Here is a 23,509-nt window from a genome sequence, read left to right as displayed (position 1 = left end):
ACCAGATCACGACGTTTGATTACGCTCTATTGAATGTCCGGCTCTGACGAAAGCTGCCGCTTGTTTTTTCCAGCAGTCAGTCAGCCTTGTCCCGCGCCTGACGACTCTTTGGTTCGGGTGCTTGTGGACGGCCCTTGGTGTCATTGCTACGGTATTTCTGGGGGGAGCGAATGTCCGACGACGCCAGCTTGTTTTTCGATAACCGATTCTTGGAACGTCATGCCGGGTCGATCATCCAAGATCCGGCCATCGCGATCGTCGAACTTGTCGCTAACGCATGGGACGCTTGGGCCACACGCGTCGATATCGTTTGGCCCGAAGCTGGCAGCGACCGCTATTTCGAGATTGAAGACAACGGCAAGGGTATGTCGGAGGCTCAATTTCGCTTGCGATGGCGGACGCTCGACTATGACCGGGTTCGCACGCAGGGGAAGCAATCGCTGCCACCACCCGAGCTGGGCGGACTCCAACCGCGCGAACCATATGGTCGCAACGGCAAGGGCCGTCATGCCGCCTTCCGGTTCGGCGAGGCATACAAGGTGCGCACTTGGCGCGACGGCATTGAGGTAACTTTCGAAGTCCGACGCAGTGCCACCCAGCCATTTCTAATCGAGCGGATCGGTATGCGGGATGAAGTGCCGGGCCACGGCACGGTTATTTCGTCGATTAACCCGTTGCCCATGGGGATGAGCGCAGAGGCTGCGCGCGAAGTGATCGGAACACGCTTTCTCGCAGATCCCAATTTCACTGTGACGATCAATGGCACGCGGATTACCTTTGATGATGTGCCCGAGCATCAGCTAAGTACGATCAATATCGACGTTCCCGGCTACGGCGTTGCTCATCTGATCATCATCGACACCCAAAAGGCCGACCGGACGACGCGTCAGCACGGTATCGCGTGGCGTGTAAACAATCGACTTGTCGGCAAGCCTGGCTGGACCGGGTTCGATCAGGAGCGACTGCTCGATGGGCGCAGTAGCGAAGCAAAACGCTTCATTTTCATAGCCCGGGCCGACTTCCTCGGAGAGGATGTGCTGCCTGACTGGTCTGGCTTCTGGCCAAACAATACTGGCTGGCGAACTACGCAAGCAGCGGTTCATGCCAAAATTCGCGAATATCTGAACGAGGCAAATGCCGACCGGCGGCGCGACGCCAAGGAAACTGTTCGTGAAAATCTCGGTGCGACTGTCTCAAAGCTCCCGCCGGTCAGCCGAGATCGGTGGAACGAGTTCGTTGACCAAGTGGTCGATACCTGCCCAAGCATGAACCTTGAAACAGTTGAGCAGGTCGCTGGCGTGCTCGCAAACCTCGAACTCTCGACGTCCAAATACGCGTTGATCACCAAGCTCCATGACATGAAGCCGGGCGACCTAGACGAGCTCTATGCCATCCTCGCCGACTGGACTGTTCGCACTGCCAAGCTCGCACTCGATGAAATACAGACTCGCTTGAAGCTCATCGCTGAACTTGATGCAAAGCTCCACGACGAAACGATGGATGAGGTCGCCGACTTGCAGCCGCTGTTCGAGCGGAGCTTGTGGGTGTTCGGGCCTGAGTTCGAAAGCCTCGAGTTCACCAGCAATCGCGGCATGACCACGGTCATCAACAAGATCTTCGGCAAGAATCAGAAAGGTTCGCTGCAGCGCCCCGACTTCGTCATGCTGCCTGACGGCAGCGTCGGTTTCTATAGCCGCGATTCTCACGATCTCGGCGGCGAGGTCGACGGCGTCGCCCGCTTGGTCATCACAGAGATCAAAAAGCCTGGTGTAATCATAGGCGGCAAGGAGAAAAATCAGCCGTGGCGCTATGTGGAGGAGCTGCTCGATAAGGGTATCCTGACCGACGCCGCCACCGTCACCTGTTATGTCCTTGGATCGCAGATTAAGAGCACTGAGGCAGGCATCGACACAAAATACGATGGACGCGTCACGATCATCCCGATGACCTATGCAACCTTTATCAAACGCGCCGAGAAACGGATGCTAGGCTTGCGTGAGAAATTAAAAGATGCGCCGTTCCTCCACACCCACGGCCTCGATCCCGATGCCTATCTTACATCCCAATATCCGCGCCAAATCGGCCTGTCGTTGGACAAGCCCGTGGCGGCGATACGCTAAGCTAATTCGGAGTGAGCTGAGTGGGGTCGAACCTTGCCCATCATGGTCGGAACACGACCTTCGACGTGCCCAACACCGCTAAGTTCGATGGTATCGCTTACGCTGCGGACGTTGAGGTCCTCGAAGACCTTCCGGTCTGGACCGGAACGCCGAACGGCCTATCTCTATGGCAGAACCAGAAGGAAGCAATAGCTCTCGGAGCCGCCTACGTCCGCGTCTCGCAACGGACGGGCGAAAGCGAAGGCGCTCTCGTCAAGATGCCGACGGGTAGCGGGAAATCGGGGGTCATCGCCGTGCTGACGCGATGCCTCCCCGAGGTTCGTCGCGCGCTGGTGCTAACGCCCAGGGAAGGCCTGGTTCAGCAAATGTACGCCGACATTCGGCGTCGGTTTTGGGCGAACATGGGATGTGCCGAGCCGGGAGATGAGGTCTGGTCGGGCTCTGGCGTCGAGCCGGCGTCGATCGAGATTCTGCTGCCGAACAGGACGCGAACCGAACAGATATGCAACAGGGCAGGCGGTAGCGACCGAACCGTTCTTGTCGGCACCCTCCAGGCCCTCGACAAGATCCGGACGGACCGAGACAAGTTGAGGCGCAAGGCCGCCGGCGGTCCGCTGGAGGACACAAAGGTGGCGGAGCTCGCCCGGCTGGACCGCATCCTTGATCTTTTGGGCACGTTCGACCTCGTCGTCGTGGACGAGGGGCACTACGAGCCGGCGCCGTCGTGGAGCCGGAGCGTTAGAGAACTCGCGCGGCCAACTATCCTGCTCAGCGCTACCCCGTTCCGCAACGACTACAAGCTTTTCACCGTACGCGGCTCGTTCGCCTACAACTTCCCGTTTCCGAAGGCGGCCGACGCCAAAATCGTGAGGGACGTGCGCTTCGCTACGCTGGACGCGCAGAACGGCAGTGCGACGGCCATCAACTCTTCTAGCGAGGATACCGACCAAGCGCTAACCGAAGGCGACGCATCGGCCATCAAGACATTTGCAGGGCAGCTGCTCGATCTCGCACCCTTGCTCACTAAGGACCGCCCAGCCGGATCCAAGATCATCGTGCGCGCCGCATCATGGAGCGCGCTCGCGACGTTACAGCCCCTCCTCGCGGGGAAAGGCCAGACGGACGCGGTGCTGATCCATGATCAGGTGGGCAAGGGCGATAACCGCAAATTGCATCCGCTTCGCTTTGTCACGGTAAGGGAAGCGCAGAACAAGGCCGAAGGAGCGACCTTCTGGCTGCACCAAACGAAACTGCTTGAAGGCATCGACGATCCGATGTTCGTCGCGGTCGCGATATTGGACGGTTTCACGAACGACCGCCAGCTCGTGCAACAGATCGGCCGGGTGCTGCGCTCGACCGATGCAAAGCGACAGCAGATCCAGACGGCGACGGTGGTCGCACGCAACGCCGAGCAGCTCGCACGCCTCCAGACTAGCTGGACACAATACTTGGCCTTCGAAACCGCGGGTGAGGAGAGCCTAGCCAGCATCATCCCCGGCGAGGCCTACCTGCCCGAAAAGATCGTCCCGGCAATGCCGAACCAACAGTACGTCGACGGTCGCTTCCGCCAGAGACTCCCAGTGACGGGTCCGCTGCACCGTGGCGATCTTCTGGTCCCCCGCCGCGCCGCAATCTTCGCCATCGGTCCGGACTTCGACGCGGCCCTCGCGGAAACAGAGACTCACGAGGGCATCCTCGCCCGCAACCGCTTCGTGGTCCATCCCGTCACCGACCTGCCCGAAGGCGTTTGGGGCTGGACCTTCTTCACCGTTGACGAAAGCCCCTACCTGAGCCGCCACTTCGTTACTGAATGGCAGTTTGGGGTCACGCTGATGGTGCGGATCAACGACCGCCTGTTCGTGTTCGACACCGACGGTGTGCCGTTCGACGCAAGCAAGATCGGCGTCACGCGGCTCGATAGGCAAATTCTCGTCCGGCTCTTCGGCCCGAGCAGCAACGACCGGAAGGTCCGCATCACCAAGCTAGCAGCCGCATCGCTCGAAATGGCGGATCGCGCGATCCGGACGACGACGACCAGCACCGCCTCCTTTGAGGACACGTTCACGGACCTGCTGGATGCGGTACTGCTTCCGACCAACGTCGCGGGATACGTCGGTAGCACCGCACGCTACCTGGGCCTGAGCCGCTCCAAGGTTACAGACGCGAGCGTACGCCGCGTCGGCGTCGACGACTACGTGAGATGGGCTACCGACATCGACCGCGAACTCACCGCCGTGACGGCGGGCAACCGGGTTTTCGATCGTTTCGCGCAGCTCACGACACCGGACCCCGACAAGGCGAAGGAGCCTCGGAATATCCTGCTTGATCTGCAGCCGCTGGACGACTTTGGAGTGTTTATCGCCGACCGCGAGGGTCAGCCGTCGACACCGAAGGCACCGTCCGTGCTCGACCTCTGCGCCGACATCGACGCCGGCCACTTCCAAGTGACGATGATCGACGGCAGCAAAGTGGGCTGCTCGATCAGCTACAATCCCAAGTCCGGCCGCTACGCGATCTCGAGCGACGGACTCAACGACATTTTCCAGCAGGGCCTTTCGGCGTCAGGCACGGTCATGACGCTAACCGAGCGGATCAACGCCGACCAGGCGTTCCGCGTCCTCACCGATGAGGCCGACAAGGTCTACATGCACGGCAAATGGGCCAAGGCGCGGGAGATCGTGTCGGACGGGCGTGTCCCGGCGCTCGACGTCGCCGTGGCCGTGCCGGCGCTGAAACACACTTTCCTGGAGAAGGGCGAGGCCGCGTGGGCGACCGGCAATGAGGCTAAGTGGCATAAGGAGTCGATCTTCGGACTGACCAGCAGATACATCGGCCTCACCGGCCCCGCGCCCGATGCCTACGCCGAGGCGCTGCAGGAGTTCCCCCTCGTCCTGCTCGACGACGACGGCCAGGAGATGGCTGACTTCATCTTGGTATCAGACAGCAAGGTGGTGTTGCTCCACGCAAAGGCCTTGGGAAAGGACGAGGGTGACGAAAGCGCTTCCGTGACGGCCATCCAAGAGGTTGGGCGCCAAGTGGCGGCATCGCTGGGGTTCTTCCTGACCTCGGCGCCCCAAATCGAGAACGGTCGGTGGCAGCGTGCTTACACCGCGAACAAGACCACGATCCCAGCGCCGCCGTCGGGAAGCATCCGCATCTTCCGTAACAGCAGAGGGCTTGCCCCCGGGGACATTGCCGATACGGTACGCGCGGCGCTTCGTGATCGCCGCATCGCCAAGGAGGTCTGGCTCGTCGCAGGCCGGTTGCTAAACATTGAGACTGCGCGCGAACGTGCGCTGGCGAACACGCTGACCAACCGGACGCGGCAGCTGATCATGTACATCGACGGCCTGTCGACAACATGCGGCCGCGCGAACGCCAAGCTGAGGATCTTCGCGCATTAGGGTGACCGCGCGTCCGCTTGTCGTCTCTGACCGCCCCGAAAGCGCCAGTCTGCAGAAAGCCGCTCTCTGTCTTTGTGTGGTTCAATTCTAGTACAAGCCGGATGTCAGCTGCTTGCCAGACCTGCCGTTGAACCCATCGCGAGGGAACGGCGAGTTTGTCCCAAATTCAGTCTTATCTCGCAGGTCAGCTTTAGGAATGTTCCATAGCAGAGGCCGGAGCCAAAGCTATGTCAACGAGAGGGCGTAAGGTGGGATGAACGATCCACGCCGGCCCCGTCGTCTCGATCATAGAGCGCAAAAATCATACGCTCTACAATGCCATCTTCAGCTTTCCTGCGCCTCCCCTCGTCCGCTGTCGAAAGATCGCGCCGAACCGCCTCTGGGGTCGAGGCAAGGCTCGCCGTCAGAATGGCGTTGGCCAAAAATGGGTGCATCACTTCGGCCAAGGGCGGGCGGGCCTGATCGCACGCAGCCGGACGGTCACGCTGAAGCAGCGCATCAATGCTGGTCATCGGCACGAGGGTGATCGCCCCCACCTTGATCACCCCGATTTCGCCCGCCTTGATCAACTCGTAGAACTTCGACCGACCGATGCCGGTGATGCGGCAGGCGTCCGCAATCCTCAGCGTGATGGGCGACAGGGCAGTCGACCTGCTCGGCATAGGACGCATGGCACGCTCCTTCATTTGTCGCTCCCCATTTCTGGGGATTGACGGTTGGCGATTCGGTTGTTCGTGTCTCCCCGGGCGATTGCGCGACCGACAAGTTCGACAAAGGCCTCGTAGCGAAGCCGGCCGAGGCGCTGCGTCTCGGTATCGAAGGCCGGCTGGTGCGCCGTAAGGGTGAGCTGGTGGCGGACGAACAATCCCAGGGCTTCGGTCAGAAAGTCGAGCTTCTGCTCCATCCGGTCGGCGGCACGGTTCTGGCGATCTAGCCGCGCACCGAAGCGCTGATCGAGTTCATGGCCGGCACGGCGATCGAACCAGGCGGTCAGGGCGTCGGTCAGGATTGCAGTCTTCGACGATCCCGGCTGCGCGGCCATCGCATCGAGCTTCACCGACAGTTCGTCGGGGAGATAGAATTGGTGGCGGGTCTTGCGGGTCTGCATGACGTGCAGAATCCGCCTGTTCGCGCTTCCGTTACAGGGCCTCGCTGGTGAATCCCGGTACCTCTTCGGGGCATCTTAGAACCCGCCGATCTCTGGACCCGAACGCTGGCGCCCGAACGTCCAGCTGATCGCGCCGCCGCGATCGATGCCGGAAACGGTGCGACCGATCTGCTTCTCTAGCACGGGCCGCCACGGCACGAGCGTGAATTCGCGCGATCTCTCGATCACCGCATATTTCGCGGCGCCGACCTGCACCGCCTTGCGATAGATACCTTCGATCGCGCCACCGCGATGCTCGGCATAGCCGAGCCCCATTCCCTTCGAGAGCTGATCCGCGACCTGCCGCAGTTCCCGGCGGCGGAGCTCGGTCAGCAAATTGGCGCGGTAGCGGACGGTGTCGCCGTCGCGCCAGGCGAGGTCCTCCTCGATCAGCCATTGGCGGCGAAGCACCAATGCCTGCCGCACCTGTGCCCCGAACCCGCCGCCCAGCGCCTCCGGTTCCTTCGCGACATGTTGCTCGTCGAGCCAAGTCACGCCGTTGTGGCGAACCAGCTCCAGGACCGGGCGCTCGGCAAGCGTTGCGATCTCGACGGGTCGTGCCGCAGCCGCCCTTCGCTCGAAGGCCAGCACCTTGTCGAGATGATCGGCGCCGATCTTCCAACTGCCATCCGGCATGCGCTCGACCTCTCCCCCTCCCCGTCGCATCGCTTCCAAACGCCGGACATGGGCTTCGGCGAAGCGCTGGCTGGCACTGGCATCATGGCGGAGATGCCCGTCGACGCTGTAGATGCCGTTGTTGGCGGCAGCGACATCGGCAACCGTCCGGTCGACATCACGGATGCCAGCGATGACCGGCGTCACTCGGACGACGTGCAGGTGATCGCCCGCTTCCGAGAGCGACCGATTGCCCAGCTCGACATAGTGGCTGCGCCCATCGGTCGCGGCCACGATCAGGTAATGGCGGTCGCGATGCTCGTCGGCCAGTCCGGTCGCCATGACGCGGCCGATGAGCGGCTTGCCCTCGGCTGGGTCGTAGATGGCATAGTCCTGCGGATGCACCTCGGGCGCACGCGCCTTCAGCTGCGCGTGTATCATCGCGATGATGTCGCCGCGCCGGCCCATGGCACGCAGCGTCGGTTCCAGATCGTCGGCGAGCCGGTAGCGACCTTTCCCCTCGTCGGTCGCCAATCCCATCCGGGCGAGCGTGCCGAGTCGCGCTGCGCGCAGCCCCTGCTCGACGCTGTCGCCATGCCAGGACGACACCAGCCCGTCGGTCTCGCGCGCGGCGAGCAGCCTGCGATCGATGCTGGTGAACCGCTCCTGGCCGACCTCGCGCTGACGCCCCTCGAAAATCTCTCGGTCGGTACGTGGTCCAAGATCGAGGTTGACCAGCTCCGCTGCCCGCGCGGCGAGCCCGCGGCCGATGTACTCGCGGGCGATGATCAGATCCTGGCCGCGATCGTCGATCCCACGCACCAGCACATGGGCATGCGGATGGCCGGTGTTGAAGTGGTCGACGGCCACCCAATCGAGCTTCGTGCCGAGGTCCTGCTCGACCTGTGTCATCCAGCGCCGCACCAGCGGCTTCAGATCTTCGTACTGCGCGCCGTCTTCGGGTGCGACGATGAAGCGAAACTGGTGTCGGTCACCGTTGCCGCGTTCGAGGAACGCCTTGCCGTCGGCGACATCATGATCAGCAGCATAGAGCGTGCCGCGCTCCCCCTCCCGCATGGTGCCGTCGCGCTGCAGATACCGCAGGTGCGCGGCAGTTCCCTTCGCTCCCTTCCCCGCCAGCTTCACGAAGCGGGCCTTCACGACGACGCGGCGCGCACGAATTCCTGCAAAACGATCGGAAGACCCAAGCACCCGGCCGACGCCCGAACCGCGACCGATCCTGCTGCCATCGAAATGCCGTGCGCGCGCCGCCGAAGATCGGCCCACGCCACCAGCCAGATTGGTCGCCTTGCGGAGTTGGTGCGCGAACGGGCGATCCGCGCCGACCCGCCCCAACCACAACTCGAATGGATCCTCGGCCATGACGCTATTCCATGCTGGAAAGCGCCAGATGAGGGTGCGCCAGCGCAGCCCTTCAAGGGCCTCCATTCGGGCGCGCCGGAGAGCCGCGGAACTGCTGGTGTTTCCGCTGTCGCACCTTCCCGATGGAGGCATCGCCATGGCCATGCCTCCATCAAAAACGACGTGCAGACGCCACTTCCGGGGCCGCTTGGAGGCACCGCTTTTATCTTGCCATCCCTTCTATCCCCCCGCCGATCCCCGCCAGCCTTTTATATGTTCCCTCTATGTTCTACTATCGCGGCCTTTCCGAGTCGCTAGGAACAGGCCCGATATGCCGATCAGGATCGAACCACTGGAGAATGGCCGGCTGAAGCTTTCCGGTGACGTCGAGGACGAGATTTGCCTGTCCGCGCGGGCACTCGACGAGGGCTTTACCATCGCGATTTCGGACGGCACGCTGGTGCAGGGACGCTTCGATAATTGGGTCGACGAGTGCCGATTTTTGGTCGCCGTCGAGGGCGCCGGTATCGCTACAATCAGCCGCGCGGAGCGCGGCGACGTGCTCGATCTGGCGTGGAAAATCGAGTGGATCAGCGTCGCGATCGCCCGCGACATGCGCTGCGCCGAACGCAGCGAAGCGCCGCAGTTGCAGCGCGAATTGTCGTTCGCGGACGCCGGGAAGATCGCCGCCTAGGTCAGGCGGCGGCGCTGCGTTCCAGTGCCGCAATCCGCTCTTCGCAAATCACCTGCACCGCCTGACCGAGCGCTTCGACGCGCTCGCCCAGCCACGCCAGTTCTTCGGATGTGATCCGGTAGTGCTTCGAATAGCGCGCCTTCACATAGGCCTCTTTCAGCTTCTCGAAGCGGGCGCGATCGGTGCGCTGGTCACGCGGCCAGGCATCGACCAGACGCGGGTCGATGCGCTCCGCCTGGGTGCGGAGGAAGCCCAGATTATGCACGTGGGGGGTGTAGAAAGTGCAGACCAGAAGCACGCAGTGGTAGAGGCGTTCAGCCGTCTGGTGCAGCAAGAAAGCGGCCAGCTTTAGGTCGCCATCACGCTCAGCGTACCCAGCATTCCGTTTGAACCCGGCTGCTGTTGGAAACCATTCTCCGAAATACTCCTGCGCCATGGCCAACGCCTGCTTCGGCGTCTTAGGCTTGGGCTGATGTAATTCGGTATCGTCGCTCTGGTACAACGCGATGCCGTCGCGGGCGACATCCATGAAGAAATAGCGGCCATGCGCGAGGCCGTCATTCACCTCCTGCAGGGTATGAACGATGAAGTTGACCGGCGTGCGCAGCGTCTTGGTGATCGCCAGTTCGCGGTTGAGCCGGTCCTCGGCGGTGGCCCAGAATTCGACGCGGTCGGTGAGCCTGTCGTTGTTGACGATGACCAGCAGGTCGAAGTCCGACTGATAGCCCTTGGCGGTGTGCGGCTCGTCAACCCAGCCGCCGCGTGCATAGCTGCCGTAAAGGATGACCTTGAGAATGCGCGCCTGCTTCTTCCAGTCTGAGGTCGCAACGGCAGTCGCGTCGCCGAACTCCTGAAACAGGATCTGGACGACACGCTCGAGCTCGCGCTGCTTGGCGGGCGGCAGATGGTCGAGGCCGGTCTTCATCGCGCTAGTCTCATGCCAATGGCTTAGAATGCCAAGTGCAGAAGGAAAAGCGGCGGGCTCAAGGCCCGTCGTTCTCGTGCGTGGATCGGAGGAGATGGAACATCGCGGCGGCGAACTGGCGCTCCACCTCGGTTACGCTGATACTCAGTTCGTCCGCGATCTGGGGAAAATCGAGATCGCGATAGCGGTGCAGATCGAACACCGCGCGGGGCAGCGGTTCCATCGTGTCGAGCGCGTCGCGGAGGCGGCGAAGCTGCTCCGCGAATGGGCGTTCCTGTGTCATGGCACAGCTCCTGACAGAGGCCAGCGGCACCGCTTGGCGCCGCTGGCAGGGGCAGGACGGTCACGCGGCCTTGCGGATCAATTCGATCTGCGGGCTGGCGACCTCGGGCTCCGACGGGATCATTGCGGCGACCGCCGCCGAACGGCTGGCAGCACCGACACCGCCACGCGGCATGTAGCTGGACGCCGGGAAGCGCAGCCAGCGCGGTACCCAGCCGTCAACACGGGTCCGGCCATTCTCGCCGCGCAGGCAGTCGCCAAGGATCCGCTTGAGCACCTTGCCGGTTTCCCTGCCGTTGGCCTCGGCAACCTGCTGGCCCGCCACTTCGCCGACCATGGCAAGCAGCACTTCCCGGTCGCGAATGAGGTCGAACAGCGCGTCACCCGGCTGCCAGACCAGCCCCATGTCCACCGCCAGATGCTGCCCGAGCAGATCGACCAGTTCGCTGCGCGCCCACAGCGTCTCGCCCATGATGACGGCGAGGACAGCCATCACTTGCGCATCGCTGAGCGACAGCAACCGAACGAACAGGCTGGTCAGCCCTTCGCTCGCGCCGCCGGTGATCGTCGGTGTGTCGCCGTCAAAATCGAGCAGCGCCAGCATGTCGCGCCGCTTGGCGTCAAAGGCCGCTTCGGCCGCCGACAACTCGACGCTCTCTGTCACGGCCTCGCTGCCCGCACGCTGCTGCTCGACCTTTACCGACCATATTGGCGAACCGGCAATCATATGCGCGACCGCCACCCGCAGCGCGACACCGGGCGCGTCGGCGAGCTTCGCCCGCACGGCGGCATGGCGATGCAGGTCGACATAGTCGTTGCCCGCAGCGGTGATCTCGGGGCGGCTCGGCTTCTCCGCGACGTCGCCGGTCTCGGCTCTCGCCAGTGCCCGCGCTTCGCGGATGCCGATGTAGCCTTCGTGGACGGTGACATCTCCGTGATACCCTATTGAGATATAGACCTTGCCGCCCTTCCGCTTGGCCCGCTTCTCATATTCCCAGCTGTGGAAGAACTGTCCCGGCGCGAGCGTGACGACATCGGCCCAGCCAGCCGCCCGGTAGGCTTCCACGCGCTCGGCGACGGCAGCGTGCTGTGCGGTCCAGAATTGCTCGGCGCTGGCGAAATAGCGGTCTTCGCCGAACAGATCAGCGACAGTCTCGCCGTCGAACCCGGCCAGATCGAACAGCGCGACCTTGGTCGAAATCGACGCGCCGCCGAACAGCCATGCCTTGAGCGCCTGCCCGACCGGCACCCGCGCCTCGGGATCGTCGAGCAGTGCCAGCCATTCGCGCTGCTGCGCCTTCGACGCGAGGGTCAGGTGCCGCACGGTGACGGCGTCGATCTTCTCCTCGCGGTAGAGCGTACGGATACGTGGCAGCAGATTGCCGAGCGCCAGCGTGCGCTTCACCTGTACCTCGGTCAGCCCGAAGACGAGGGCGATATGTTCGGGCCTGCGTCCCTCACGCACCAGCCGGGTGAAGGTTTCCCAGCGGGTGACCTCGTCGGGGTCGAGCCGGACGATGTTCTCTATGAGCGAGGCTTCGAGCGCCGCCGCGTCATCGCCTGCATCCATGACAGCACAGGGCAGCGCGTCGATGTCGCCGCCTTCCTCGGCAACCGCCAGTGCGGCATGATAGCGCCGCCGCCCCGCCACGATTTCATAGCTGTCGGGCGAACCGTTCGCGCGCACGATGAGCGGCACCAGCACGCCGCGTGCCCGCACCGAGGGCAGGATATTGGTCAGGTCCGGCTGCTTCCTGCCGCCGCGCATATTGGCGGGCGAGATGGTCAGATGGGCGATGTCGATATGCTTGAGTTCCATGATCCTTGCTCCTTTCTCGAACCACCGCACCGGCCCCGGAAAAGGGGGGTGGGCGGCAAGGAGCGGACCGACAGTCCCGCTTGAGCGGCGGGCTGCACCCGCAGGGCCGGAACGAACGTGGAGGACCTGGGCGAAGCCCAGGTTGCCGCCTGCCGCGGCGGGACTAGAGGGCTGCGACGCCCACCCCCCTTGGCCGCGGCCGGCAGGCTACGCCAGCGCGTAAGCGCTGTCCGCATGCCGGCGAACCGCCGGCGCTTTCGTTAGCGATCGTCACCGCGCCAGCGGCCGAGACCCGCCAGGGGCTCGGTGGAGCGTAGCGAAATAGAGCGCGGTCGCGCCATAGGCGCGGAACGCCCACCCATAAATGACATCCACAATACGTCGCATCCTTCGATATCCGAACAACTGAACTAATGATTATGACATTCGTTACACCACTTATATGCATGACATTACTATAAACAACGCACTGTCCTAAAATTTTAATCAAAGCGCGTAGCGAGGTGGCCTCAACTTAATGCTCAGGATCAGACGATTGATTATGCAACACCGTGACATTTAACCTCACTGAGAATACCGGCGCGGCGCTAAAATCAGCTTGCGTTAACAGAATTCCAGCGCTTACAACGCTGTCAAGGGGAGGAATGAGGTTCGTGCCTTCAATCATCTTGCACCAAACTGCTCCGGCTACGATTGCCGCGGTTCGCGCACTACTTGCGTCAGCAGGGCTTGCCTTAGACGGGGAGTTGCCGCCCGCGAACGCTCCGTCCTGCCTCAACGCCAATCCCGTCTTGCTCGTTCTACTCGACTCCGACTTGGGCGCCGATGCGGGACTTGAAGCCGCTATGATCGCCGCGGCCAATGCAGGACGCAGAATCATCGGCATTTGGCCAAAAGGGACCGATGGCGACGCGCCCCCCGCGTTCAAGAAATATAGCGCCGACCAAGTAATTTGGGATGCAGCTCGCTTGCGCAAGGCCATCTGTGGCATGGATGAGCCGAGCTATGATACACCTACTGGCGCACCGCAGGATGCGCCGCCAACCGACAGAAACTGCTAACTTGAGATTTCATAGTTACGTAATAGAGCACGATCTCGGGTTTGCGCCGAATCCATTCTTCGGCGTATGCACCCTAGCGTGCTGCAAGCCCGATATTCGCAAATACGCGAAAATTGGCGATATCGTCTTAGGAACCGGCAGTGCTAAGGTCAGGCGACGGGGCCATCTTAGCTACTGGATGCGCGTCGATAAAATCATTACCTTTGACGATTATTGGGCCGCCCCACGTTTCTCATTGAAACGTCCCGTTATGCGCGGTAGCGCGATGCAGCGACACGGCGACAATATTTACCATCGTGATGCAGAAACCGGTGCTTGGACATGGGCAGACTCCTTCCATAGCGAGCCAGACGGCGGATATAGCCAGTCCAACCTTAATCGTGACACTGGACGAACTGACAAAGTTCTTATCGGCTACGATTTCGCATATTGGGGCATCAAAGGCCCAAAAATCCCGGACGCCCTCAGCGATTTCGTCGTCAAAGGCCAAGGCTGGAAGTGTAATTTCCCACAAGATCGGCTCGCCGCGATGCAAGATTGGCTCAGCACACTAACTGAGCGCGGGTATCTCGGCGAGCCAGCGGATTGGCAACGGATCGCGCTTTAGCGGCTTCACTCTACGGGATCAGCCATTCCCAACGCGGTGCAGTGGATCGCGCTGCTGGACTTCGAAAGCGTCGTACGAAACCGAACGATGTGGCGCCCGCGCAGAGCGCGTTCGACAGCGCCAGCGCCTCTGACGCTAATACGATGGCTGTCGACCGGGGTAACATCTAGTGCACGGTGCAGCCCGAGTCCCTCCTCACCTAGCCCCAGAGCATCCAGGATAGCTAGTTTTCGCACAATCTGAACGCGCAGACTGTCTATGTCGCCAAATTCTGCCCGAGCCTTTTCGATGTTCGTAAGTAAGGCGCGAAGATCGTCTTCACTTGCATCAAAAGGAACAACCGCCGAGCCAAAGGCAGCAACTGACCCGTTGATATCGATGCACACCTCTGGCCGAAACTTAAGGGATTGTTGCTCCATATCAATCGTGATGGTCCCCTGCCCCTCCGTCCGGAGCTCGTGAAATATTTCGTGACCAACGAAGATTGCCTCCTCCCATTCCCAAAACAAGTTTTCCCTTGCTTCAAGATCCGAGACGAAGGTCCTGATAAGCTGCAGAAACCTGAAGCTGATATCGTTACGATTAGGAAAAAGCCTGGCTCGTTCCGCATCCTCACCCTGATCGAGCCGCGCTAAGCGAAGCCCTTCCGAATGAATCGCTTTGATGACAGCTTCCTCCACGATTTGCGCCCGAGCACCGTCTTCAACCTCGTCAATTTTAGGCTCACTGCGCCTCTTCTTGCCTAGAAGTTTACGAAGCACCGGAGACCAACCCAGTACGGCAGCATTCGCGAGATGCATTACATCGTGATATCGGTAGCCATCATTTTCGTAACTATTATCGGTAAGTGGGTCGCCGAGCCGCTTACCATTGTAGTACATACGGGCGCGGTCATCACCGAGCGTCACAAAGGCGATTTCAAACTGACGCGGCAGCTGTTCCGATTTTTTGAATTTCTCGTCGAATAGTGGCGTACGGGCAAGCCTGCGCCGGGCTCCAACCTTATCCATGTTCCGTTTAAAGATACTGCTAAGGCTAATCGAATAGATACTAGCAAGCGCTGACAAATGCCATATCACCTCAGCCAGGACATCATTCATATCCCGATCAGGCAACGTACGGTTTAGCTCGCGCTCAATATCTGGAAGCTTTTGCCGTAGCAGCTCGGCGTTCAATTGCCAGAGCACCGCCAGGCAAACCTCGACAAGAGTCTCCTCCGCAGTCCGAGCGGTAAGGAAAGCCAATGCCTGGTAGCTGTCTACTTCAATCTTTGCCTCATCACGCGGAAAGTCTGACGTGTCCTCCATGAATTTCTGACTGCGCTCAGACGTCAATACGCCTTCAATTCGACGCGCACGATCATTTTCTGCGCCAATTTCCGCACGGAGATGATCGATATCGTAAGTTAGGATGTTAACTGGTCTATCATCACTGATAATGTTGGCAAGCTGGAAGCAATACCAAAAAGCATCGCCTAGCTCTTCTTCGATTTCCTCATTGGTCAGCCGCCAGTCAGACTCTTTCTTGCCAAGCAGACGCTTCTTGATCGCGGCAACGACAGACCCAACTTCGCCAGCTAACCCGTAGAGTGAAATATCGAGCCTTTCGGGACGTGATCGGTCTCCGAATTGATCGCTCTCAGCGACAAAATTTTGATATTCTGATACGAGCATTATCCCCTCCCCATACATCATGGTGCACAGGTCGTTGCTCGGCATCAAGCACAAAGGCGATGCAGGCGCCTAAAGCCTAGATCTTCAAAGAAGCCGTGGCTGGGCATCGAAGCTAACGAGGCCCGTTGGGGCTGACACTTCGACGGGCCGCACTCGAAGATTCCATTTCGGCGGAAAGACTGGCACCTTAATCGGCCGGCGGGCGCCTCGGTACACCTGCTTGATACGCTGGCGATTGGCGACCCCCCTGATCTCTGGGTGCGATACCCGTGAGTACTTCGAAATTTCGCAGAATAGATTCTGGCAATCGATCGGCTGGAGCGGGCGCCCATATAGCCCTGGGAAAACAATCCCCCGCTTCTTAAACTCCTCGGTTTGCCGTTCGGCAACCGCCATAATCAATTGCTCTGCGTCACCGGGCGATGCCCTGGGAAAGCACTTTGAAATACCATCATGCGCTCCGGGGCCCGCCACGACAAACTCGGACTCTGGAAAATCTATTATTGAAGAATAATTGAGATCTATAGCGAATTGAAAAGCAAGAAACTTTCCTATACCCGTGTACGCAAGAAGTTCCTCATAAACCGAATTTAGACTCTTCGCGGAAGAGATACGCGAAGGCAGCCGATCGTCCATCATTTTCGCTAGCAGCCGAAGGTGATTACTATGTTTCTTTTTGCGGCCGAAAGCGGGCGAAGGCATAATATACGCAGCAGAATAGATACTCTGGCCCCGACCCACTATACTATGCAGGACATCGTCGAGACGCTCTAAATTTGCGCTTTGCCAGCCAATCGGTCCCAACTCGGATTCAATCGCCTCCCACGTCTCGATCTTATTGAAAATTTTAAAAAGCAGCGTGCGGAAAAAGACCTCATCGATCGCTTGTGAGCGACCTGTGCCGTATTGCACCTCCCCCACCAAGTACTGGCTCACACGGTCGGTGACACGATAAACGTTGGTGAAACGGTGAGCTTGCAGAATTTGATCATCAGTCCAGGGCGAGGGAGCGCCCTCTAGCCGCCGATAAAACATGTTCAAGCGCTCAGCCGCGAAGTGCCAGTAGGTATCGAAAACGCAAGAGCGCTCCGCGAAGTTGGGCTGCGGCATGGTCAGAAAAAATCCATATGTGCGTCGATTCGCTCTGCTGCTGGTAGAGGATTGGGCTCCGTCACGCCAAGGCGCTCCCGCGCTCGCTACGCCACTGATTTGATGATCAAGGAGTCCAGCGAGGAAGCGGATGCTTAGCCCACGGCCAGGCTGACTGGCCCCGTTAGGACCGGCGGGAGAACTCTACCCGCGCCGCCGTATGAAATTGAAACGGCTTCGGGCGGCTTTATGCGACCGATCTGCTGCCCTATCGTACAAGTCGTAGTCCTGCTAGTCTGTTGACAATTCCCAGGTCTCCAAGCCCCGCCCGCACAGCGTCTCGGACTGACGTGCACCCCTGATTGTTACCAGTCAGAGGTAGAGTCTCGCTCCTTCATGATGGTTGCTTGATGGGTTGGCAAGGTGTCCGGGGGCATGCCCCCGGACACCTTGGCCGGCGATCTCGGCGGGGGTCTTCCCGCCCAGTTTCGAGTGCGGCCTGACGTGGTTGTAGTCATGCCGCCAGGCGTCGAGCACGAAGCGGGCGTGGGCCAGCGATGTGAACAGCGTCTCGTTTAGGCATTCGTCGCGCAACCGCCCGTTGAAGCTTTCGACGAAGCCGTTTTGCATCGGCTTGCCCGGCGCGATGTAGTTCCATTCGACGCGCCGTTCCTGCGACCAGCGCAGGATCGCCGACGAGGTCAGCTCGGTGCCATTGTCGCTGACCACCGTATGCGGCTTGCCGCGCAGCCCGATCAACCGCGTCAGTTCGCGCGCCACCCGAACGCCCGACAGCGACGTGTCGGCCACCAGCGCGAGACATTCCCGCGTGTAATCATCGACCACGCACAGGATGCGAAAGCGACGGCTGCACGTCAGCGTGTCGGATACGACGTCAGCGACCAGCGCTGGTTCGGCCCGTCTGGCAACAGCAGCGGCGCCCGCGTGCCTACGGCTCGCTTGCGGCCGCCGCGACGGCGGACCCGCAGGTTCTCCTCGCGGTAGATGCGCCGCAGCTTCTTGTGATTGGGCGTCATGCCCTCCCGCGCCAGAAGATAGCCGAGGCGACGATAGCCGAACCGGCGGCGCTCCGCCGCCAACTCGCGCAACCGCGCCCGCAAGGGCGCATCATTGCCGCTGGCCGGCTGATACCGGATTACCCTGCGGCTCACGCCAACCAGACTGCACGCCCGACGCTCGCTCAGCCCGTGCTGTTCACGAGCATGGGCGACCGCTTCCCGCTTCGCGCCGGGCGTCACCATTTTTTTGACGCCAGATCCTTTAGCACAACATTGTCCAGCATCGCCTCGGCCTGCAGCTTCTTCAGCCGAGCATTCTCCTCCTCGAGCGCCCGCAACCGGCGTGCCTCGGATACTTCCAGCCCGCCGTACTTCGACTTCCACTTGTAGAATGTCGCAGAGCTGATCCCGTGGCGGCGGCACACATCCGCCGTAGCGAAGCCCGCTTCCTGCTCCTTTAAGATCGCGATGATCTGTTCTTCGCTGAACCTGCTGCGCTTCATATCCGTCCGACTCCTTTGCGTCGAACTCTACCTTCTCGCGGTCACATTTCAGGGGCGCACGTCACCATCAGAACAGTTATATTTCAGCGTTAAGTTTGTGATCGGCCGACGAGGAGTTTTCAACACTATCGGTCAGTCACTCAGATAGTGCGGCATCTAACGGGATATCAGCGTCGTGAGCGACGTGATCCTCGATCTCGATACGCACGCGGCACAGGCCTTCCGCAAAGGCTTGATGGTAGATCCAGCGCCCTTGGGACGGCGCAACCTGCAGATCGGCGTGAGCAAAGCGACGGACAAATTCCCCTCGGGACGCTGTCAGACCACCAAGGCACACCTATTGCCACGTGATAACGACTCGGCATGAGCAGCAAATCGCGGGCGCTGCCGCCCAGTCCCTTCCGCCGATTCAATTTTTAGAACCGAGGCTATCGTTACGCACGGCATAGCATTGCGAGATGACGTCAGTAGGAGCGCCGTCGAGTTTGATGCTCTCGATGATTGTTTGGGTCAGGGCGCCGTTCCTTACCGGATCTCCCATCGGCAGCGCGCTGTCTGCCGCGAGATATGCGCGTAGCGCCTGCTTCGCCTCGGCGGCCGTTCCCGGGTTGGCAATGCACGCGTCGAGCTTGGTGCGCGCCGTCGTCCAAGTTGTTTCTGCTGCATTGCGGAGCGCGGTAAGCTTTGCCTCGTCTGCGGCAGCGGCTGTCGCTGCAACCTGCGGAATAAACATTTGTTGAAGCTGGGCAGTGGCCTCTGCCTTGACCTTGTCGTCGGCAAGCACCCCGCCAATGAATTTGAGGAACGCGGATTCGCTCTGCGTTTCTGTCTGCAAGACATTCATCGTCAGCGCCTTTCCCGAATAGTCCTTCGGCAAGTTAAACCAAGCGGACTCAAATGGGCTCGAATAGGTTTTGCCGTGATCGGGATAGCGCTTGAAAACACCTGCTTTGTGCTTGCCGAGCTTGAGCGTGGCGCCAGGCGCCGTGGCGAGCGCGGGATTTTCTCCGGGTTTGGTGATCGACAGGAATATCGCGACGACGCGATCGTTGCCGTCATTACCGAAGCGGATTTTTCCCGTGCCAGCGGGCTTGCTCATGAAAGAAGCGACCGGGCGAATGGCGAATGCGCCATTGTCGGAGGCAGGCACGATCTCCCCTTCGAAGAAATAGTCCGGAGTATCGGCTGGGAAGGTGCCGTTCGCGTTCAGCGCCGCGCGCGCCGTTTCGATCTCGCCACTCCAGACGGGCTGAGCGTCGGTTGGCAGTAGGTTGAAAAAACGTCCGCGGACCAGTTGCAAGCATTGCGGCACCGACGCCTTGTCGCGTTCGAAATTTCGTGAAGCCAAGGTCTGTACGGTTTTGGCATCGCCTGCCTTGGAGATCGCGCTCCCGATCTTGTTGACCAGCGATGTGATCAGGCCTGCTGCAAGTAGTGGAAGCAGCGCCTTGTCAGCGCCAGGGTTAGAAGTTTGCGGCGGATTGGTACGCGGCTTTACGAACGCGCACACGCCAACCGAGGCTACCGGATCGCTGTAATCGCCTTTTGGTTCGCTATCGCGCTTCTGCGCAACAGCGGGGGAAATGAGCGACAACGCCGTGCATACGCAGACGAGACTATTGACGGACCGCATAATGTCTTCCCCTTCACATCTTGCACTGAGAGTTGTCTGCCGCACATTTCCGAGCCCAGCTGAGAACTGTGACGCGTGCATAGACGCCGAACTTGTCGGTCAGTTCGCATTCCCGTCCCCAACTGACAATGCCGACTAGTCGTCGCGAGCCGCCCAACATGCTACTCATCGGTCCGCCACTGTCGCCCTGACAGGAATTGCGTCCGCCCTTTGGCCAACCTGCGCAAATCATACTGGAGCCGACCGCGCCGGCATACGCGACCGGGTCGTTACAATGCTTGGTGGAGATCAGCATCAGATCCACGGTGCGTAAATCGCGTACTGCCCCAGCGCCTTGTCCCGGTGCACCCCAGCCGGTCACGCGGACGCTCCGGCCTTCCGTCAGAGCCGCGTCGTCTGCTTCGTTTGCAATGTCGATGGGATCCGTAAGTGCCGAGACATCCTCGGTCAGTTTCAGCACTGCGACATCGTGGGCGCGATATTGCCCTTTATTGTAGTCAGGGTCGATCCAAATGGATTGCACCGCAACCCGCTTTCCTTCGGTCGCCAGTTTCGTGGCCCCGACCACGACATCGACTGCCTGCTCCGGGGTGCCCTCATCGACACAATGCGCGGCCGTGATGACCAAATCCTTGGAGACTATTGATCCGCCGCAGAACAGGATGCGGGGGGCAAGGATTGTATCGCCCACAACCAACGCCACCTGCCAGGGGTTGTCGCCAGCAACAGCGAACGTCCCGCCCATAATCTTGTCTTCACCGAGATATTTGCCGCTCTTGTGAAACTGGATCGCGTCGCGGATTGCCTTGGACAAGCCGGGCGCGCGGTGTTGCGCCGCCGAGCTGCCAACTGCGGAAAGCACACAAACGCCGAGAATCGGGACCAAGGTTCGGATCATTTCACCCCCCCAATCGAGACGGTTGCGGAGTCCGCAGGAGTATTCGGGTCGCCGGAGAGTATGACGACTTTCGCGGGATCCGCGCCGAGGCGGACGGCATAGTCGCTGATGCGAAGCCCGCGGAGGCGAACTGCATAGCGCTGATCCTCTTCGTCCGGAGTTGATGCATTTCCGACTCGGATAACCACGCTCTTCCCCTTTCGGTTGAGATCGGCGCGCGCATCGGTCAGTGGTGCCCAGTCGGCTACGGGGGCATAGACATCAGGGCCGGTGAAGCGGAGTGTAACCTCTCGGTTGGTCTTCGTGGTGTCGGCGATCTTGATCCCCGAGATCCATCCCGAACTGCCGTCGGGAGAAAGGATCTTTGCGAAACGGCCCTTGAGTTCAACGATACGCACTTGGGCGCCGGCGAGCAGATTTCCGAGCCTCGTACCGCCGCCAGGCTTCGACCGGATCCCCAAGTCCTGGTTAGTGAAGGCAACCCCCGCGCCGTTCCGGACGCCGCTTGCTTGCAACACGCCGACGAGAAGGGGAAAATCGTCCAGTGAGGCGTTGCCTGTCGCGGGGGTGATCGCGCCGGTCGGTTCGTCGGCGACCTGACCGCTTTTTATTGCCGTCAACCTTGCGCGCGCCAGCGGCGCATAGCCGCTTACCGGATGACTTCCGAGGAACGCGATCAACTCGCTTGTCTGCCGCCCTAGTGGCTGGGCCGTTGCCACCAAGCGCCAATCCTCCTCGACAATCGGCGCTTCGGGCGTGGCCCCATCCAGCGGAACGAAATAGGCTGCCTGACTGAGGTGGACAGGCTTCTGCGCATGTAGCGTACTTTCATCGACTAGCGCCTCCACGCGGCTCAACGCCAGACTAAGGGGAGAACGCTTGGGAAGCTCCTTCAGCAGCTGCCTGGTGAAAATGCTTTCGACGCTTTCGGGGTCATCTTTGAAGCGACTGAAGGCGACTTTACGGTAACCGGCTGCAAACACGACCACTGAGGAAACGCCGCCATCCTGGAAGGGCGATATCAATCCGCCTGCAAGCGCATCCTCGGAAATTGTTTGTGGCGAGGACTGATCCAAGACGTCGCGCACCTCTACGTCGGTATTCACGAACGGGTTTGCTCGGCATGCGTCGAGCACCACGACCAGCACCCCAGGTCGTTTCTTAGCTATCTCCGCCATGATCCATTCGAGGCTGAGCCAATCAAGTCCAGGAAAATCTGGGTTGGAAATGCCCGTCGAGGGGACCAGATAGTTTACACCGCTGAGCTCAGTACCGTGGCCGCTGTAATAGACGAAAGCGAGATCACTCTCTTCCAGAGAGGCGATGAATTCCTTGACCCTGTCAATGATATCATCACGGGTTACGATAGTATTGCTATAGAGTGTATTCACGCTGGAAAAATGTAGCTGCTCGTTGAGCACCTTGTTGACACTTTTCACATCACAAGCGGGTGTAACGAGCTGGGTCGCGTGCTGATATTTGTCTATACCGATGACAAGCGCACGTCTCGCTACCGGACGCGCCGGCGTCGCCCATGTCGGAAGTTGTCCACTAGCCTGCGCGTGCGCAATGTCCGCAACGAACTGTAAGATACTGATTATGATTGCTAGAAATAACCGACTCCGCATGATGCGTCTCCACACACCGGTCTCGACATAGGTATTACATATAAATTGCAGAGTCCATCATCCACTAGATATTTCGTTGAAACATTGAATTCGATAATTAGTCGAGGAATTCCGCTTCGTCTCGTTATTCACCACCGCAGCGGATGAACTCCGGCACGTGCGCACGTTTGGTGCATGCGCCTCGCCTGGCCCAAGCACGGCTGGGATCATTGACTTCACAACCACCGACACTGCGGAAGTCGAACACCCACCGCTTGTTTCTCGAATTTGCATTTCCGGGCGCCGGATGGCAATGTCTTGTCCCGTGTTCGTCTGACTCGAGCTGAAAATATCAGCCATTTTTGGAATCGAACCCATCCCGGATTTGTAGGTGACGGTATATCGCGCGGTATCAGGGCTGACGGTATCGTGTTTAAGTATTTGATCTAATTTCAATATTTTAGCCAGTTCGACTCCGTCCCCGACCATCCACCTCTCCGCACAGATCCAAGACTATCCAAAATGTCGCTTCGCCCATAAGAGGTGAAGTTCGCGCCCATATGTGGTCACATTCTCGCGAACTGCGGAAATCCGCCATTTTTTTGGCGATTCGCGTAATGACGCCTTATGGGAAGGCGGTAAAAAGTCCGCCTGAGACGGCGGAAGGATCTGCAGAACGCCCGGTTTCCGGCTCCTGAGATTTGTTCGCAACCGCCTGAACCCGCCGTCAGCTGCTTTGCCCGCCGTACTAGTGACGAGTCCAATCTTGGCGTCCCGGTCGTTGAATCGATCGGAAGCGGCAGTAGCGTCCCTCGCTTATATTCATGGCTAGAAGGCTACCGTCGCGGCGATCGTTGCGCTCACCAGCGCAGATCGATCTTTGATGGAGCAGTGCATGGAACGCGTGAGGAACTCTATCGCCTCGTATGACGGGCCACGGCTTCCGCGCGATGGCCAGCAGTCTCCTCAACGAGAGCAGGAAGTGGCACCCCGATGCAATCGAGCGCCAGCTCGCGCACGTCGAGAACAATGACGTCCGCCGCGCTTATCT

16 protein-coding genes and 2 pseudogenes are annotated in these 23,509 nt (G+C 60.2%); 6 read left to right on the top strand and 12 right to left on the bottom strand.

Annotation, left to right across the window (positions count from 1 at the left end; all coding sequences use genetic code 11):
* Positions 1 to 170 precede the first annotated feature (170 nt).
* Together SPI01S_RS20510 and SPI01S_RS20505 are read left to right on the top strand one after the other, a co-directional pair.
* On the top strand, positions 171 to 2,120 hold the full coding sequence (locus SPI01S_RS20510; protein ID WP_084253646.1) for an ATP-binding protein: 1,950 nt from the start codon (positions 171 to 173) through the stop codon (positions 2,118 to 2,120).
* A gap of 20 nt (positions 2,121 to 2,140) precedes the next feature.
* Entirely contained in the window at positions 2,141 to 5,524 is a 3,384-nt protein-coding gene (locus SPI01S_RS20505) for a DEAD/DEAH box helicase (RefSeq protein ID WP_084253645.1), read from the top strand.
* Positions 5,525 to 5,754: 230 nt separating this feature from the next.
* Here the strand turns inward: SPI01S_RS20505 and SPI01S_RS23325 are convergent, their stop codons facing one another.
* The 3 genes from SPI01S_RS23325 to rlxS form a co-directional block, all read right to left on the bottom strand.
* Positions 5,755 to 6,210, bottom strand: coding sequence for a helix-turn-helix domain-containing protein (locus SPI01S_RS23325; RefSeq protein WP_084253644.1), 456 nt, complete (start codon positions 6,208 to 6,210; stop codon positions 5,755 to 5,757).
* The gene (locus SPI01S_RS20495; protein ID WP_066727034.1) at positions 6,207 to 6,632 is read right to left on the bottom strand and encodes a CopG family transcriptional regulator; all 426 of its coding nucleotides are present in this window, start codon (positions 6,630 to 6,632) and stop codon (positions 6,207 to 6,209) included. Before SPI01S_RS20495 ends, SPI01S_RS23325 begins: the two co-directional genes overlap by 4 nt.
* A 75-nt stretch (positions 6,633 to 6,707) precedes the next feature.
* Positions 6,708 to 8,669 (bottom strand): relaxase/mobilization nuclease RlxS, encoded by a 1,962-nt coding sequence (gene rlxS / locus SPI01S_RS20490; RefSeq protein ID WP_066727032.1) that lies wholly within the window; start codon positions 8,667 to 8,669, stop codon positions 6,708 to 6,710.
* 310 nt (positions 8,670 to 8,979) lie between these two features.
* Between rlxS and SPI01S_RS20485 the strand changes: the two genes are divergently transcribed.
* Positions 8,980 to 9,342: a hypothetical protein gene (locus SPI01S_RS20485; RefSeq protein ID WP_066727030.1), complete on the top strand. Its 363-nt coding sequence runs from the start codon at positions 8,980 to 8,982 to the stop codon at positions 9,340 to 9,342.
* 1 nt (position 9,343) lies between these two features.
* On the opposite strand, the gene SPI01S_RS20480 is transcribed toward SPI01S_RS20485, so the two are convergent.
* The 3 genes from SPI01S_RS20480 to SPI01S_RS20470 are packed head-to-tail and all read right to left on the bottom strand — an operon-like array spanning position 9,344 to position 12,368.
* Positions 9,344 to 10,267: a nucleotidyltransferase and HEPN domain-containing protein gene (locus SPI01S_RS20480; protein ID WP_066727028.1), complete on the bottom strand. Its 924-nt coding sequence runs from the start codon at positions 10,265 to 10,267 to the stop codon at positions 9,344 to 9,346.
* A 58-nt stretch (positions 10,268 to 10,325) separates the two neighbouring features.
* Positions 10,326 to 10,550, bottom strand: a complete 225-nt coding sequence (locus tag SPI01S_RS20475; protein ID WP_066727026.1) for an RNA polymerase sigma factor — start codon at positions 10,548 to 10,550, stop codon at positions 10,326 to 10,328.
* Between the two features lie 60 nt (positions 10,551 to 10,610).
* Positions 10,611 to 12,368, bottom strand: coding sequence for a ParB/RepB/Spo0J family partition protein (locus SPI01S_RS20470; RefSeq protein ID WP_066727024.1), 1,758 nt, complete (start codon positions 12,366 to 12,368; stop codon positions 10,611 to 10,613).
* A 1,005-nt stretch (positions 12,369 to 13,373) separates the two neighbouring features.
* On the opposite strand from SPI01S_RS20470, the gene SPI01S_RS22015 reads away from it, so the two are divergent.
* Positions 13,374 to 14,036, top strand: coding sequence for an Nmad2 family putative nucleotide modification protein (locus SPI01S_RS22015; RefSeq protein WP_218017641.1), 663 nt, complete (start codon positions 13,374 to 13,376; stop codon positions 14,034 to 14,036).
* Between the two features lie 5 nt (positions 14,037 to 14,041).
* Here SPI01S_RS22015 and SPI01S_RS20465 read toward each other — a convergent pair whose 3' ends face one another.
* The 3 genes and pseudogenes from SPI01S_RS20465 to SPI01S_RS20460 form a co-directional block, all read right to left on the bottom strand.
* Entirely contained in the window at positions 14,042 to 15,709 is a 1,668-nt protein-coding gene (locus SPI01S_RS20465; protein ID WP_218017640.1) for a MazG C-terminal domain-containing protein, read from the bottom strand.
* Between the two features lie 84 nt (positions 15,710 to 15,793).
* On the bottom strand, positions 15,794 to 16,819 hold the full coding sequence (locus SPI01S_RS22505) for a nucleotide kinase domain-containing protein (protein WP_157084814.1): 1,026 nt from the start codon (positions 16,817 to 16,819) through the stop codon (positions 15,794 to 15,796).
* A 351-nt stretch (positions 16,820 to 17,170) separates the two neighbouring features.
* Positions 17,171 to 18,320: pseudogene (locus tag SPI01S_RS20460) on the bottom strand (IS3 family transposase).
* A 175-nt stretch (positions 18,321 to 18,495) separates the two neighbouring features.
* Here SPI01S_RS20460 and SPI01S_RS22500 point away from each other — a divergent pair.
* Positions 18,496 to 18,687, top strand: coding sequence for a hypothetical protein (locus tag SPI01S_RS22500; RefSeq protein WP_157084813.1), 192 nt, complete (start codon positions 18,496 to 18,498; stop codon positions 18,685 to 18,687).
* A 42-nt stretch (positions 18,688 to 18,729) separates the two neighbouring features.
* On the opposite strand, the gene SPI01S_RS20450 is transcribed toward SPI01S_RS22500, so the two are convergent.
* Genes SPI01S_RS20450 through SPI01S_RS20440 form a run of 3 tightly spaced genes read right to left on the bottom strand, consistent with a single transcriptional unit; the run spans position 18,730 to position 22,479 of the window.
* Entirely contained in the window at positions 18,730 to 19,953 is a 1,224-nt protein-coding gene (locus SPI01S_RS20450; RefSeq protein WP_157084812.1) for a hypothetical protein, read from the bottom strand.
* Positions 19,954 to 19,966: 13 nt separating this feature from the next.
* The gene (locus SPI01S_RS20445) at positions 19,967 to 20,851 is read right to left on the bottom strand and encodes a S1 family peptidase (protein ID WP_066727016.1); all 885 of its coding nucleotides are present in this window, start codon (positions 20,849 to 20,851) and stop codon (positions 19,967 to 19,969) included.
* Positions 20,848 to 22,479 (bottom strand): caspase family protein, encoded by a 1,632-nt coding sequence (locus SPI01S_RS20440; protein WP_084253642.1) that lies wholly within the window; start codon positions 22,477 to 22,479, stop codon positions 20,848 to 20,850. The genes SPI01S_RS20445 and SPI01S_RS20440 overlap by 4 nt, the downstream gene beginning before the upstream one ends.
* A gap of 902 nt (positions 22,480 to 23,381) precedes the next feature.
* On the opposite strand from SPI01S_RS20440, the pseudogene SPI01S_RS23165 reads away from it, so the two are divergent.
* Positions 23,382 to 23,509 (top strand): annotated as a pseudogene (locus SPI01S_RS23165) (integrase); the annotation flags it as partial.

The organism is Sphingomonas pituitosa NBRC 102491 (assembly GCF_001598435.1).
Classification (GTDB): domain Bacteria; phylum Pseudomonadota; class Alphaproteobacteria; order Sphingomonadales; family Sphingomonadaceae; genus Sphingomonas; species Sphingomonas pituitosa.
The sequence above is the reverse complement of the archived record's forward strand: the minus strand, read 5'-3'. Positions and strand labels throughout refer to the sequence as shown.